16 protein-coding genes are annotated in these 14428 nt (G+C 59.3%); 7 read left to right on the top strand and 9 right to left on the bottom strand.

The window, feature by feature from the left end:
• The first annotated feature begins 26 nt into the window (after nt 1-26).
• The 5 genes from KKO72_RS02130 (at nt 27) to KKO72_RS02110 (ending at nt 4244) form a co-directional block, all read left to right on the top strand.
• The gene (locus KKO72_RS02130; RefSeq protein ID WP_214934995.1) at nt 27-863 is read left to right on the top strand and encodes a transporter substrate-binding domain-containing protein; all 837 of its coding nucleotides are present in this window, start codon (nt 27-29) and stop codon (nt 861-863) included.
• Nucleotides 864-982: 119 nt separating this feature from the next.
• Nucleotides 983-1678 (top strand): amino acid ABC transporter permease, encoded by a 696-nt coding sequence (locus KKO72_RS02125; protein WP_214935137.1) that lies wholly within the window; start codon nt 983-985, stop codon nt 1676-1678.
• A complete protein-coding gene (locus tag KKO72_RS02120; RefSeq protein ID WP_214934993.1) occupies nt 1675-2391 on the top strand; it encodes an amino acid ABC transporter permease in 717 nt (238 codons plus the stop codon). The genes KKO72_RS02125 and KKO72_RS02120 overlap by 4 nt, the downstream gene beginning before the upstream one ends.
• The gene (locus KKO72_RS02115) at nt 2388-3128 is read left to right on the top strand and encodes an amino acid ABC transporter ATP-binding protein (RefSeq protein ID WP_214934991.1); all 741 of its coding nucleotides are present in this window, start codon (nt 2388-2390) and stop codon (nt 3126-3128) included. Before KKO72_RS02120 ends, KKO72_RS02115 begins: the two co-directional genes overlap by 4 nt.
• 27 nt (nt 3129-3155) lie before the next feature.
• The gene (locus KKO72_RS02110) at nt 3156-4244 is read left to right on the top strand and encodes an isopenicillin N synthase family oxygenase (RefSeq protein WP_214934989.1); all 1089 of its coding nucleotides are present in this window, start codon (nt 3156-3158) and stop codon (nt 4242-4244) included.
• Between the two features lie 202 nt (nt 4245-4446).
• On the opposite strand, the gene KKO72_RS02105 is transcribed toward KKO72_RS02110, so the two are convergent.
• From KKO72_RS02105 to KKO72_RS02085, 5 genes are read right to left on the bottom strand one after another with little or no spacing between them, the layout of a single operon-like run.
• Nucleotides 4447-5187, bottom strand: coding sequence for an aspartate/glutamate racemase family protein (locus KKO72_RS02105; RefSeq protein ID WP_214934986.1), 741 nt, complete (start codon nt 5185-5187; stop codon nt 4447-4449).
• 3 nt (nt 5188-5190) lie between these two features.
• Complete coding sequence (locus tag KKO72_RS02100; protein ID WP_214934984.1) at nt 5191-6201, bottom strand: D-cysteine desulfhydrase; 1011 nt, start codon at nt 6199-6201, stop codon at nt 5191-5193.
• Between the two features lie 20 nt (nt 6202-6221).
• Entirely contained in the window at nt 6222-7028 is an 807-nt protein-coding gene (locus KKO72_RS02095; RefSeq protein WP_214934982.1) for an ABC transporter ATP-binding protein, read from the bottom strand.
• Entirely contained in the window at nt 7025-7852 is an 828-nt protein-coding gene (locus tag KKO72_RS02090; protein ID WP_251140396.1) for an ABC transporter permease, read from the bottom strand. The genes KKO72_RS02095 and KKO72_RS02090 overlap by 4 nt, the downstream gene beginning before the upstream one ends.
• A gap of 38 nt (nt 7853-7890) precedes the next feature.
• Entirely contained in the window at nt 7891-8913 is a 1023-nt protein-coding gene (locus tag KKO72_RS02085) for a glycine betaine ABC transporter substrate-binding protein (RefSeq protein WP_214934979.1), read from the bottom strand.
• A 383-nt stretch (nt 8914-9296) separates the two neighbouring features.
• On the opposite strand from KKO72_RS02085, the gene KKO72_RS02080 reads away from it, so the two are divergent.
• A complete protein-coding gene (locus KKO72_RS02080) occupies nt 9297-9437 on the top strand; it encodes a hypothetical protein (RefSeq protein ID WP_214934977.1) in 141 nt (46 codons plus the stop codon).
• On the top strand, nt 9434-9673 hold the full coding sequence (locus tag KKO72_RS02075) for a hypothetical protein (RefSeq protein WP_214934975.1): 240 nt from the start codon (nt 9434-9436) through the stop codon (nt 9671-9673). The genes KKO72_RS02080 and KKO72_RS02075 overlap by 4 nt, the downstream gene beginning before the upstream one ends.
• 22 nt (nt 9674-9695) lie before the next feature.
• Here the strand turns inward: KKO72_RS02075 and KKO72_RS02070 are convergent, their stop codons facing one another.
• The 4 genes from KKO72_RS02070 to KKO72_RS02055 all read right to left on the bottom strand — a co-directional run bounded on the left by KKO72_RS02070 (nt 9696) and on the right by KKO72_RS02055 (nt 14335).
• Nucleotides 9696-10658, bottom strand: coding sequence for a CysB family HTH-type transcriptional regulator (locus KKO72_RS02070; protein WP_214934972.1), 963 nt, complete (start codon nt 10656-10658; stop codon nt 9696-9698).
• Between the two features lie 124 nt (nt 10659-10782).
• Nucleotides 10783-12078 (bottom strand): O-acetylhomoserine aminocarboxypropyltransferase/cysteine synthase family protein, encoded by a 1296-nt coding sequence (locus KKO72_RS02065; protein ID WP_214934969.1) that lies wholly within the window; start codon nt 12076-12078, stop codon nt 10783-10785.
• Nucleotides 12079-12452: 374 nt separating this feature from the next.
• Nucleotides 12453-13325 (bottom strand): serine O-acetyltransferase, encoded by an 873-nt coding sequence (cysE, locus tag KKO72_RS02060; protein ID WP_214934966.1) that lies wholly within the window; start codon nt 13323-13325, stop codon nt 12453-12455.
• Between the two features lie 212 nt (nt 13326-13537).
• Entirely contained in the window at nt 13538-14335 is a 798-nt protein-coding gene (locus KKO72_RS02055; RefSeq protein ID WP_214934963.1) for a MetQ/NlpA family ABC transporter substrate-binding protein, read from the bottom strand.
• Between the last annotated feature and the right edge of the window lie 93 nt (nt 14336-14428).

The raw sequence follows: 14428 nt of genomic DNA, 5'->3' as shown, positions 1-14428 counted from the left end.
CTCTCATTTTTAGGAGCTTACTTCTTATGCGTCTACCCGCAATCCTGACGGCCTTGCTGGCCTCGTTGATTACCTTCACCAGCGTCAGCGCCAACGCCGACCAATTGGCCGACATCAAGAAAAAAGGTGAGATCGTGTTTGGCGTGCTGGGCATTGATGAACCCAACAGTTTTGTTGACCCCAAAACCCGTGAATTTATTGGCTACGAAATTGATTTGGCAACTGACGTGGCGAAGGCGCTTGGTGTCAAACCAGTGTTCAAGCAACTGGCTGTGGCCGCACGTATTCCGGAACTGCAGCAAGGCCACGTGGATGTGTTGGCTGCATCGCTGACCCACAACAAGGAGCGTGAGTCGCAAGTCGATTTTGCGCTGACTCACTTTGTCACTGGCTCAAAGGTATTGGTCAAGAAAAGCAGCGGTATTAAAAACGTGAGTGAACTGGCTGGCAAGAAGGCGCTGACCGTCAAGGGCGGCACCCAGGGCCCGAACCTGCTGAAGGTGGTGCCAACCGCTGAGATCGTGACCTTCGAATCCACCCAACAAGCCTTCCAGGCCTTGCAACAAGGCAAGGGCACGGCCTACATCAATGATGAGGTCAGCCTGCTGGCCGACTTTGCCAAGCTGGGTGACAAGAGCAAGGACTACCAGATCCTGCCGCAAAACCTGAATGTTGAGCCTTTGGCCTTTGGCATCAAGAAGGGTGAGACCGCCGTGAAAGCGGCCGTGGATGACGCGCTGCGTGGGCTGGAAAAATCCGGCGAAGCCAACAAGGTGTTCCTGAAATGGTATGGCCCAGACTCCAAGCTCAAGCTGTTCCCCAAACGTGACTTCAAGATCGACTCGGACAAGATCGAAGGCTGATCCTGCAACTTGATTGGCATGGGCTTACCGCCTCGGTGCGGCCTGCCATGTAGCTATCCCGCAGACCTTCCTGTCGCCAGGTTTCTGGTGATCGGAAGGCTTTGTGACATTGGATCTTGATAACCGTGTTTGACCTTTCCCTCATCACTTCCGGCCCCTACCACGACATGCTGCTGGCAGGCTTGAAGCTGTCTTTGCAATTGTTGGGTGTGACTTTGTTGCTGGCGCTGACGCTGGCTTTGGTGGTAGCCATGATGCGACTCTCCGGCCTCCGAGTATTGAGTGCTGGTGCGTGGCTGTTTGTTGAGGCCATCCGTAATGTGCCCCTGTTGGCGCACATGTTGTTCTGGTACTTTGGTGCGCCGGAACTGTTGCCCGAAGCGGCGCGTGAATGGCTGTATGCCCACAACTATGAAGCTGTAGCAGCGGTTGCCGCACTGACCTTCTACACCGCTGCCTATATGTCGGAAGACGTGCGCAGTGGCCTGCGTGCCATTCCGCACGGACAGTTTGAGGCCAGCCGAGCCCTGGGCTTCGGATTTCTGCGCGGTATGCGCCTGATCATCCTCCCCCAGGCCTTGCGCGTGACTTTGCCGCCATTGATCTCGCAAACCCTCAACCTCTGGAAAGACACCAGCATCGCCACCGTGATCGGTACCGCCGAGTTGATGTACCAGGCCGCCAAGGTCGAGACTGAAACCTTCCGCAGTGTCGAGGCTTTTGTTTTCGCCACCACCTGCTACCTGACGGTTTCATTGCTCATTACCGGGCTGGCTGTCACTTACCAACATTTTTTTCCGGCCCGCGCTGTATGAGTTTTCTGGAAGTCATCGATACCTATTGGCTCTACTTCTTGGTGGGCCGGTATCCGCAGGGCCCGTTGGGCGGGCTGGCGCTCACACTGTTGCTGGCGTCGCTGGGTCTGTTATTGGCGCTGCCTCTTGGGTTGCTGCTGGGGCTGGGCCGCGTCAGCCCCTGGGCTTGGGTGCGCCTGCCAGTCACCGCGCTGGTGTATGTGGTACGCGCCACACCTTTGTTGATGGTGATTTTTTGGGCCTATTTTTTCCTGCCCAGTGTCACGGGCATCAAGACCGACCAGTTTGCCACCATGCTCATCGCCCTGGTGGTGTTTGACGCCGCCTATCTGGCTGAAATTGTGCGGGCCGGCATCCAGGGCCTGCCCAAGGGTCAGATTGAAGCGGCTCGGTCACTAGGCTTGAGCTATTTGGGTGCCATGCGCCTAGTGGTGCTGCCGCAGGCCCTGCGCCACATGTTGCCATCGCTGGTGAACCAGTTTGTCGCCACCATCAAGGAAACCTCGCTGGGCTACATCATCGGGCTGGCGGAGGTGTCGTTCATCGCCACCCAGATCAACACCTTGGTGTTCACCTTGCCGTCCCAGATTTACCTCACCTTGGGGTTGACCTATTTCATCCTCTGTTTCGGCTTGTCGCGTTTGGCCTACTGGCTGGAGCGCCGTCTGTCACAACGCGAAAAACCCCATCTTCCAGCCCAGGCTCTCACATGATCAAGTTCGAAAACGTCAACAAATGGTATGGCCACTATCAAGCCCTCGTCGATGTCAGTGAATCCGTCGACAAAGGCGAGGTGGTGGTGGTGTGTGGGCCGTCGGGCTCGGGCAAATCGACCCTGATCCGCACGCTCAACCGGCTGGAGCCCATTCACAGCGGCAACATTCACATTGAGGGCCAGGACATCCATGCCAAAGGGCTGGATGTCAACGCCTTTCGCTCCCGCATTGGTTTTGTCTTCCAGCAGTTCAACCTGTTCCCACATCTGACCGCCCTGGAAAATTGCACGCTGGCACCGATCCATCTGCGTGGTCTGAACAAGACCCAGGCACGCGAGCAGGCCCTGACTTTGCTGGAGCGGGTCGGTCTGGCGCACAAGGCGCATGCGTTTGCCACCGAACTCTCGGGCGGCCAGCAGCAGCGTGTGGCCATCGCACGGGCTCTGGCCATGGAGCCGCCGCTGATGTTGTTTGACGAGCCCACCAGCGCGCTGGACCCCGAGATGGTGGGCGAAGTACTGACGGTCATGAAAAGCCTGGCCAAGGACGGTATGACCATGGTGGTGGTGACTCACGAGATGGGCTTTGCCCGTGATGTGGCTGACCGTGTGCTGTTCATGGACATGGGCCGGGTGCTGGAGCGGGCCACACCGCATGACTTCTTTAATGCACCCGAGCACCCGCGGGCGCAGCAGTTCCTCTCTGACATCCGGTCGCCGTTTGCCACCGCCTGAGTTTTCTGACCAAGGGAGCTTGTCGCCATGCCCACAGCCACATTGACCAGCGTTCTGCCAATTCTGGACCTGAGCGACTTCACCTCGGGTGATGCCGAGCGGCAGGCCACTTTTGTCACCCGGCTGCGTGAGGCGGCGCACCACGGCGGCTTTTTCTATTTGCGTGGCTACGGCGCCAGCCCGGCACAGGTCGACGCGGTGTTGCAGGCCGCGCGTGACTTCTTTGCCCTGTCAGATGAGCAGAAACACGCTGTGCACATGGCCCAGTCGCCGCACTTTCGCGGCTACACCGCCGCTGGCGACGAGATCACCCGGGGTGAGCGCGACTGGCGCGAACAGATCGACATTGGTGCTGAACGCTCCCCTTTGCCGCAGGATGCGGCAGCACCTGCCTGGACCCGGTTGCAAGGTCCCAACCAATGGCCCGCTGGTTTGCCACATCTCAAGCCGACCCTGCTGGCCTGGCAGGACACCCTGACCGAGGCTACCAGTCATCTGCTGCATGCCCTGGCGCTGGCTTTGGGTCAGCCAGAGGACCGTTTTGATGCGGCCTTTGCCGACACACCGGTGCAGCATTTAAAAGTCATCCACTATCCCGGCCGCGCACAAGGTGAATCGCGCCAGGGCGTGGGGCCGCACAAAGACTCGGGCTGCCTGACCCTGCTGCTGCAGGACACACAGGCGGGGCTGCAGGTGTGGGAACGTGATGGCCCCGGTGTGGCACCGGGCGCTGGCCGCTGGATCGACGCACCACCACTGCCCGGCACCCTGATCATCAACCTGGGTGAGGTGCTGGAAATTTTGTCCAACGGCTACTTGCGCGCCACCATCCACCAGGTCGTCAGTCCACCCCAACATGTGGACCGGCTCTCAGTGGCCTTTTTCCTGAGCCCGCGTCTGGACGCTGAGTTGCCTGAACTGGTCTTGCCACCGGCCCAAGCCGCTCAGGCCCGGGGTGTGGACCGCGACCCACAGAACCCGCTGATTGCCCACACCGGGCGTAACCTGCTCAAGGGGCGCCTGCGCTCCCACCCGGAGGTGGCAGAGCGCTTTTATGCCGATGTGCTGGAGACGTATGGCGTCAAACGGGGTGACGCAGCCCGGGCCTATGTGTAGCCATCTGGCCTGCTAACAGAGGTTGGCGAACCGGTGGGGAGGCGTCTGTGTGGGCACTTGCCAAACGCAGTTCAACAGACGAGTTGCTACATTTTATGCAGCTCTTGAACCAATGTTTACGAGGACTCAAAGGCAATTTCTCTCTTAGTGCCGCAGAGAAGCCGCGCCCATCAGGTGTCTGCGCGGTCGGGCACAACTTGTCTTAACTCAGCGGATGGGCATGGGTGGACGCCTGCTGCCAATACGCCAGGCAGGCCTGAGCCAAAGCCTGCGTCGGGTCAATGCTGATGGTCAACAAACTTGACGACACCTGCGCCAGACCAACAGGCACTTCGGTGCAAGCCAAAATCAACTGCTGGGCGCCGCGTTCCACCAGGCGCTGCCCGGCTTGTTCCAGCAACTCACCGCCGTGGCGCAGCTGGTTCTTTTTGATGGCGTAGCAGCCTGGGGTGAACAAGTCATCGAGCTCGGCATCGGTGTTGATCAGGAACACAATGCCCTGCGCAGCCAGGCGTTCCTGGTACAGGCCAGCCTGCAGTGCGCCCCGTGTGGCGATCAGGCCCACCGGCGCGGTGCTGCCAGTGGCTCTCTGCGCAGTCAACTGGGCCAGGGTGGCATCCACAATGTGAATGAGCGGTGCTGCACTGGCCTGCGCCAGTTCGTCAAACCAAAGATGCGCCGTATTGCAGGGCACCACGATACGGGTGGCCCCAGCTGCGTTGAGCCGGGCGATGCCTTCCAGCATGGCGGGTAAGGGTGATGCACCATGGCCCGCCAGGGCGTGCTGGCGGTCTGGAATTTGTGGAACGTTCCACACGACGGTGGGTACATGGTCCTGGTCGCGGCTGACCGGGGTGGCCGCCAACAGTTTTTGCAGGAAGTCCAGCGTGGCCAAGGGCCCCATGCCGCCGAGCACACCAATCAAGGGCCGCTGCTCAGCCATGGCTCAGAAGGCTGCTTGGGGTGCCAGCACGCTGCGGTAACCAAACAGCCCCACCGCGCCGCCAGTGTGAACAAAAACAATGTTTTGACCCGGGTGGAAGTGCCCCTTGCGGATCAGGTCCAGCAGCCCGGCAAAACCTTTGCCACTGTAGACCGGGTCGAGCAGAATGCCTTCGGTGCGTGCCAGCAGTTGCACCGCCTCCAGCATGCCATCGGTCGGTACGCCGTAGCCACCACCTACATAGTCTGAGTTGGCCTGCACCGTTTCGTCCGGGAGTTTGCCACGGATCTTGAGCAGTTCCCAGGTTTGGCGCGCGAGCTTGCGCACGTTGTCTTCCTGTTTGTCCCGCGCAGCGCGTACGCTGATGCCCAGCACCGGGATGCCACTGTTGGCCCCTTGGAAACCGACCACCAGGCCAGCCTGGGTGCCGGTGCTGCCGGTGGCGTGCACCACATGGTCCACCCGCAAGCCCAAATCGTTCGACTGGGCAATGATTTCCTGGGCCGACACCACATAACCCAGTGCACCAATGGCGTTGGAGCCACCGCCTGGAATGAGGTACGGGGCTTCGCCAGCCGACTTCAGCCGTTCGCCAACGGCCACCAGTTCGTTGTTCATGTCCAGACCGGCTGGTCGGGTTTCGATCTGGGCGCCCAAGATTTGGTCGAGCAACACATTGCCGTTGTTGTAGTAGTCGGCATGGGCGCCGCTGACGCGTTCTTCGAGCAACACGGTGCTTTTCAGACCAAACTTGTTGGCCGCGGCAATGGTTTGGCGGACATGGTTGGACTGGGTGGCGCCTTGGGTCACGATGTGAGTGGCACCTTTTGCCAGTGCATCACCAATCAGAAACTCCAGCTTGCGTGTTTTGTTGCCACCCAGGGCCAAGCCGGTGTTGTCATCGCGCTTGATGTACACATTGGGCCCCTGCAACAGGCGTGTGATGTTGGGCAAAAACTCAAGTGGCGTGGGGGCCTGGGTCAGTCGAACGCGGGGAAAGCTTGCAGTGTTCATGGTGATGGGTGCTGTGCTTGTCAGCTTGTTTCAGTTTGGAGGGATTTGGCGGCCTCTTCTCGCACCACATGCAAGATGCGGCGTTTGAGTTGGCCGTAGGCGGGTTCCGCCACCAGGTCTTCGATATTGCGTGGCCGCTCAAAAGGCACATGCAACTCTTCCCGGATGCGCCCCGGTTGTGACGACATGATCAGCACCCGGTCGGCCAGGAACAGGGCCTCATCCACGTCGTGTGTCACAAACAACAGGGTGGTGCCGGTGTTTTGCCAGATCTGAGTGAGTAGCTCCTGCATGGCCAACCGGGTTTGTGCATCCAGCGCGCCAAAGGGTTCGTCCATCAACAGGATGTCCGGGTTGGGCAACCAGGCGCGTGCCAACGCAGCACGCTGGCGCATGCCACCTGAGAGCTGCCACGGGAAATGGTCGGCGTAGTCCTGCAGCCCCACTTGGCGCAACTGGCGCTCGGCCTGTGCCAGATACTGTTGGCGCGTCTGGCCCGCCATGCGTGGGCCAAAGGTGACGTTGTCAAGAACACTCAGCCACGGAAACAGGGTGGGTTGCTGAAACACCATGCCTCGGTCTGGGCCGGGGCCAGTGATCGGTTGGCCGTTGATCAGCAACTGACCCTGGTCAGGCTGTTCAAAACCTGCCAACAGGTTCAGGATGGTGGACTTGCCGCAGCCGGAGGCACCCAGCAGGCAAACAAATTCACCCTCTTGCAGCGCCAGCGAGACATCACTGAGGACCTGCTGACCTGGTTGCTTGCCGTGAGGGCTGGCAAAACGTTTGGAGACATGGGTCAGTGCAATTCTTGGCGGCTGGTTCATGACTCTTTTCCGGCCCAAGGGGCGTAACGGCGTTGCAGCTGAACCAGGGTCCAGTCAAAAACGTACCCAGCCAGGCCCAACAGCACAATGCCCAACAACACCACATCGGTTCGCAGGTAACTGCCTGCATTGATCACCATCCAGCCCAGTCCCGAGTTGGCGGCCACCATTTCTGCGGCGATCAGCGAGGTCCAGCCAATGCCCACCGACAAGCGCACACTGGTAAACAGTTCTGGCAGGGCATTGGGTAGCACCACATGGGTCAACAGCTGGCGCCGACTGGCACCCAGTGTTTGTGCGGCTCGCAGTCGGGCTTGGCTGACCGCCAGTGCAGCAGCAGCTGCACCCACCACAATGCTGAGAAAGCTGGAGATAAAAATCAGAAAAAACTTGGCGCTTTCACCAATACCAAACCAGACAATCACCAGCGGAATCAACGCAATCTTGGGCAAGGGGCGAAGAAACTGGACAAACGGGTTGAGCGCCGCCGCCAGTGCGGGTGACAAGCCCATGCCCAAGCCCAGCGGCACACCAACCAGAATGGCCACTGAGAATGCCAGCAGCGCCCGGCCCACACTGGTCAGAAAGTGTTCCCACAGCGGGGTTTGCCGGTAACCATTGGCCAACAAATCGGCGCCGGTAGCCAGGATTTCACTGGGTGGCGGCAACAACAGCGGGTCTACCCACTGCAGGCTGCCGCTGAGCTGCCAGAGCACCAGAAAAAGGACCACGGACGTCGCGCTGATCAGCGGGTATTTGAACCGCTGCAGCAGGCCCGCGCTGGCCACAGACTGCGGCCCCGACCCCGCCTGGTTTACAGGCAAGGCCAGGGCTATTTCCGCCTCAGATACCACGCCTGTGCTCACTTGCCAGACTGCGCACGTTGCAGATAGGTGGTGTTGATGAACGGCGCATAACTCTCAGGCACATCCGACTTGCGAATCTCACCAATGTCGGCCAGGAAGTTGGCCGTGTCTTTGTAGGCGCGAGTGATGCGCGAGCCGGATTTATTGGATTCGTTGCCAACAAACGCCGTGCTCAACTGCTCGGTCAGGGAGGGGTATTGCAAGCCAGACAATGTGCTGCGTGCGGTTTCCAGAGGAATGTCCAGATGGGTGGCAATCTTCTGCGCCGAGCCGTCCGGGTCTTTTTTGTACTGGTCAACCTTGTCCTGCACCACACGCAGGAACTTGACCACGATCTCGGGGTACTTGTCGGCAAATTCCTTGCGAACCACAAAGTTGTTGAACACCAGAACATCGTCTTTTTGCAGGTCACGGGTGGCAAAAATCTCCTTGCCGCCGTCAGCCTCCAACTGCTGGGTAAAGGGGCCCCAGACATAGGCGGCATCAATGTCGCTGCGTTTCCATGCAGCCACAATTTCAGCAGGTTTCAGAGCCAATGCCTTGATTTTGCTGCGTTCCACCTTGGCCAGTTTGATGGCCACTTCAAACGCGTATTGCGCTGTGGAGTTGGCCGGGAAGGCCACCGTTTTGCCTTCCAGATCTTTCAAGCTGGTGATGTTTTTGCGGGCAATCAGCCGCTCGCTGGTGGCGATGATCTCGGGCGCACCAATCACCTCAATGGGCAATTTGCGGGCGATACCGGCCGCTGCCGGGCTGGAGCCAAAGCGGGCAATGTCGATTTCTTTGGCGGCAAACAAGGTCAGGACGTCGGAGCCCGAAGCAAACGGAATCCACTTGACTTTGGTGCCGAAGGCCGCATCGAATGCGCCGTCAATCTTGCCAAGAATCCAGACCCGTGGGCCACCCGCGTAGGCGAAGCGCACTTCGGGTGGCACGGCCTGTGCCTGCGCCAGCCCGGACAAGGTGGAGAGTGCCACAACAGCGATGCCAACGAGTTGCCTGAAGCGATTTATAAGCATGAAAGAGTTCCCGATGAAGTTCAAAGAACCGTGAACTGTAGGCAGCTTGGGCGGGTATGCCAACGAAGTTAAACAGATATGGATATGAGAACTGCGGTGGTTACCGACCAAACTTTTCTTGCTATTGATGAAATAGCGACAAAGTCAATAAACACGAGGTCTCTGGCACAAAAATACACACCACCCAGTCATGAGGCAAGCGCCTGACCCGCAAACACACCTGCCTGCGCCAGGTATTTAGGTGTTAGGTGTGTGGCTGGCCAACTGGCGGGGCGCCTTAGCTGTTTTTCATACAAGCAATCGCAGTTTTCTTCGTTCACAACCCGCACGTGTGTGCACAGAATTCAGTACGGGATCGTTGTGATGCCGAAGGAGGTGTGTTGATGCAGGAACATCATGCTTTTGATGTGGACCAAGCTAACCCGTTCAGTCCACGAGAGTTGCTTTACTCGCTGGGGGTGGCGACGGTGTGGGTGGTTTTGTCTGCCACGCTGGTGCTGGTACTGACAGTGAGGTCGGTATGAGTTGGGTCGGTGACATGGTCATGCCGCAGTTGTCTGATGACGCAGATGTGCAGCGCAATCTCTTGCGCATCTTGCTGGTGACATCCAGATACTGGGGCCTGGTGCTAAAAAAACGTGATGCTGCTCGGCTGGTGCCCCGTGCCGCGCAGCATCAGCGGCCATTGGCCCGTGGCAGTGCACGGGTGTTGCGCTTCAGCGGCACCACCCCCCGCGCTGGCTTGTACTGGGCCTGGTGAACCGGCCTGAAGCGCGGTCGGATCAGATACCGCCGCCCTCAGTGAAGCTATGGAGCCCATGCGGCTCAGCCAGCGCCTTGTCGACCGCTGCCCGGGTAAGGGTCGGCGCAAAGGTTTCGATGAAACCATAGGTGAAGCCACGCAACCAGGTGCCCCGCCGTATGGCCAAACGTGTCAAATTGACTTCAAACAGATGGCGGGCGTCGAGCATGCGCAACTGGGTGTCGCGCTCCGGATCAACCGCGATCGAGGCCACGATGCCCACCCCCATGCCGAGTTCGACATAGGTTTTGATCACGTCCGCATCCATGGCGGTCAGCACAATTTCCGGATGCAGACCCGCCAGCTCAAACGCATTGTCGATATGAGAGCGCCCGGTGAAGCCCTGGTTGTAGGTGATCAGCGGGAATTTGACGAGTTGCTCCAGTGTCACCGGCTCGGTATGGGCCAGCAGCGGGTGGTCTGGCGGCACCACAATGCTGTGTGTCCAGCGGTAGCACGGCAAGGTGGCCAGCTGTGGGTACTGCGCCAGCGCTTCGGTGGCCACACCAATGTCAGCCTCACCCGAGATCAGCATCTCGGCCACCTGTTTGGGCGAACCCTGGTGCAAGTGCAGCGTGACCTGCGGGTACAAGCCCCTGAAGTCGCGCACCACATGGGGCAGCGCGTAACGGGCCTGCGAATGGGTCGCCGCCACCGTCAAGGTGCCGTCCTGGCGGGCGTGGAACTCCTGCCCGGCGCGTTTGAGGTTGGCGCTGTCGAGCAGCAACCGGTCCACAATCGGTAACAAGGCCTGGCCAGGCGCGGTCAGCCCGGTCAGGCGTTTGCCAGCGCGTACAAAGATGTCCACACCCAGCTCTTCTTCGAGCTCGCGAATCTGCCGACTCACCCCGGGTTGTGAGGTGTACAGCATGGCCGCCACTTCGGTCAGGTTAAAACCGCAGCGCACCGTTTCGCGAATGGACTTGAGTTGTTGGAAATTCATTAAACCATCCTGGCAAACGTGTCAAAAGCCCTTCGCAACCCGTGCGGGTACACACCCGCCGGGTGGGCCAGCCTCTTTTGGAAAGTGCTTGGGCGCATCACGAAGGGCTTTTCTTTTGTCTAGCTCAAACAGCGGCCAGTGCAGACTGCAGGTCGGCCAACAGGTCGTCGATGTGCTCGATACCGACCGACAGGCGCACCGCATCTTCGGGCACACCTGCCTTGGCCAGTTCCTCAGGGGACAACTGGCGGTGGGTGGTGGAGGCCGGGTGGGTGGCCAGGGATTTGGCATCGCCAATGTTGACCAGGCGGGTAAACAAGTTCAGCGCATCCAGGAACGCTGCACCGGCCTTGCGGCCTTCACCCGGTGCCGACTTGACACCAAAGGTCAGCAAGCCGGAGGCCTTGCCAGCCAGGTATTTCTGGGTCAGTGCGTGGTCGGGGTGGCTGGGCAACGCGGCGTAGCTGACCCAGGCCACTTTGGCGTGGCTCTGCAGGAACTGCGCCACCTTGAGCGTGTTGTCGTTGATGCGGTCCATCCGCAAGGCCAGGGTTTCGATGCCTTGCAGGATCAGGAACGCGTTGAACGGGGACAACGCCGCACCGGTGTTGCGCAGGGGCACCACACGGGCACGGCCGATGTAGGCCGCAGCACCCAGGGCCTCGGTGTAGACCACACCGTGGTAGCTGGCGTCGGGCTCGTTCAGGCGTTTGAAGCGGGCCTTGTGCTCGGCCCAAGGGAACTTGCCCGAGTCCACAATCGCGCCGCCAATGCTGGTGCCGTGGCCACCCAGGTACTTGGTGAGGGAATGCACCACGATGTCGGCGCCGTGTTCAAACGGGCGCAGCAGGTAAGGGCTGGCCACTGTGTTGTCCACAATCAGCGGCACACCATGGCGGTGGGCGATCTCGGCGATGGCGGCGATGTCGGTCACCGCACCTTGCGGGTTGCTGATGGACTCGATGAACACCGCCTTGGTCTTGTCGTCAAACAGGGCCTCGAAACTGGCCAGGTTGCGCGGGTCGGCAAAACGCGTGGTGATGCCCGAGAGTGGCAAGGTGTGGGCAAACAGGTTGTAGGTGCCGCCGTACAAGGCGGTGCTGGCAATGATGTTGTCACCCGCCTCGGCAATGGTCTGGATGGAATAGGTCACCGCCGCTTGACCAGAGGCCAGCGCCAGCGCCGCAATGCCGCCTTCCAGCGCGGCCAGGCGTTGTTCCAGCACATCGTTGGTGGGGTTCATGATGCGGGTGTAGATGTTGCCCGGCACCTTCAGGTCAAACAAATCGGCACCATGTTGTGCGCTGTCAAAGGCGTAGGCAGCGGTCTGATAAATCGGCACCGCCACGGCTTTGGTGGTGGGGTCAGGGGAATAACCTGCGTGGACCGATTTGGTTTCAAATTTCCAGGTGTCTGACATGTGAATCTCCTTGAGAGCTGATGGTTACGGTTAGAAAAAGGATTGCTATTTAAAGAATAGTGTCTTGCGCTTTTAAAACAAGGCGCTCAGGCACAAGTTGTCAGAAGCCCGCCAGTTGGAAAGATCGGCTCTGATGTTGTCAACACGGCGATGGTACTGACTGTAAATCGCATTCATCAAAACCAAAAATACGCATTAGTAGATTGCTAACAACAAATTCATCTTAAGGGCTTGCGGGCGAGTTGGATGAGCCTTGGGAACACAGCCGGGGGAACAGGGTGATGTGCACAGGCGTTGTGCATCGGCTGATTTTTGCCGATGTCTAGCACCCGTCTGAGGTCGACGAGTCGCCTGTCGAAGGGGGTCAGTGCCGCTCAGATCGAATAGTCAAACGACTCGATTTGCACCTGCTCCAGCGTCTCGGCCACTTCCCCTTTTCTGAGGGTGGCGGTGACCAGCTTGGCCGGAACCCCGGCTACCGTGGTGTTGGCCAGAACGTGGCGCAACACCACCGAGCCGGCCGCAACGCGGGCATTTTCACCCACCTCGATGTTGCCCAGCACCTTGGCACCGGCGCCGATCATGGCGCCCCGGCGAACCTTGGGGTGGCGGTCGCCAGACTCCTTACCGGTGCCACCCAGGGTCACGCCCTGCAACAACGAGACGTTGTCCTCGATGACGGTGGTCTCACCCACCACCAGCCCAGTGGCGTGGTCCAGAAAGACGCTGCGACCTATTCTGGCGGCCGGGTGGATGTCAGTCTGAAATACATCGGACGAGCGGCTTTGCAGGTACAGCGCAAAGTCACGCTCACCCGTGACCCACAACCAATGGGCCAGCCGGTGGGTCTGAATCGCGTGAAAACCCTTGAAATACAGGAAAGGCTCGATAAAACGTTCACAGGCCGGGTCCCGGTCCACCACGGCGGCAATGTCCGAGCGCAAGGCGTCCACGATCTCCGGGTCGTCTTCGACTGCGCGGTTGAACGCATCCACCAGCACACCCAAGCCCACAATGTCGTTGTGTAGCCGGGTCGCAATGCGGTGAAAAATGGCTGCCTCAAACGAGGGCTGGTTCAGGATCGAGTTGACAAACAGCGGCGCCAGCATGGGCGCCTTACGGTACGCCTCTCGGGCTTCGAGCCGCAGCCGCCCCCACAACATGTCGGCCAACTCGTTTTGCGCCAGGGGACTGCGCGGTGCTTGCCCTAGCACCAGGGACAGGCGGGTGGTGGGAGTGGAAAGCATAGGGTTTTGCCAGGATGTTTAAACCATTCTGGCACCGCAAAGCGTTTCCCCAAGCACGTTTTTCGCATAAGCTTAGTTGCTGCAGCGTTGTAGCCCTTACCCAAGTAGACTTCTTTATTGATAGCTACTTACCCATATAAAAAAAAAGGCCACAGCCAGATAGGACTGTGGCCCTTCGAGAAGACCTGATCAGACTGACCGGTTACGTCAGATCAAAACCCGGCCAGCACCGCACCCTTGAATTCGGTCTGGATGTACTTGCGAATCTCATCGGAATGGTAGGCCTTGACCAGCTTGGCCACCCAAGCTTTGTCCTTGTCTTGCTCACGCACGGCGATCAGGTTGACATAAGGGCTCTTGGCGCTTTCCTGTGCAATGGCGTCCTTGGCTGGGTTCAGGCCGGCGGACAGGGCGAAGTTGGTGTTGATGGCCGCAGCGTCCAAGTCGTCGAGCGAGCGGGCCAGTTGGGCGGCGTCCAGCTCCACAAATTTCAGCTTCTTCGGGTTGTCGATCACGTCCAGCGGCGTGGCTTTCAGGCCAGCTTCGGGGCGCAGCTTGATCAGGCCTTTGTCTTGCAGCACCAGCAGCACGCGCCCGCCGTTGGTCGGGTCGTTGGGGATGCCAAACTTGGCGCCATCTTTGAGGTCGGTCAGGCTCTTGACCTTTTTGGAGTACAGCCCAATCGGGTAGTTGACGGTGTAGCCAGCGCTGACCAGCTTGTAACCACGGTCTTTGACCTGCTGGTCCAGATACGGTTTGTGCTGGTAGCTGTTGGCGTCTAGGTCACCGGCAGCCAAGGCGGCGTTGGGTTGCACATAGTCGCTGAACTCGACGATCTGGATCTTCAGGCCGTCTTTTTCGGCGATCTTTTTCACCTGTTCAAAAATCTGGGCGTGGGGTCCGGCGGTGACGCCGACCTTGATCGGTTTGTCCTGCGCCAGCAGCGGGCTGCTCAGGGTGGCAGTCAATGCCAAGGCCAAAGCGGATTGGAGTAGGGTGCGTTTTTGCATGATGGGTCCTGTAAAAGTAAAAAGTGTGGGATGACTAAGTGTTTAAGAGAAATTGGCCTCTAGCCCTTATTTAATCAGGGCCAACAGCTATAA

Source organism: Rhodoferax sp. U11-2br (assembly GCF_018619435.1).
Lineage (GTDB): Bacteria > Pseudomonadota > Gammaproteobacteria > Burkholderiales > Burkholderiaceae_C > Rhodoferax.
The sequence above is the reverse complement of the archived record's forward strand: the minus strand, read 5'-3'. Positions and strand labels throughout refer to the sequence as shown.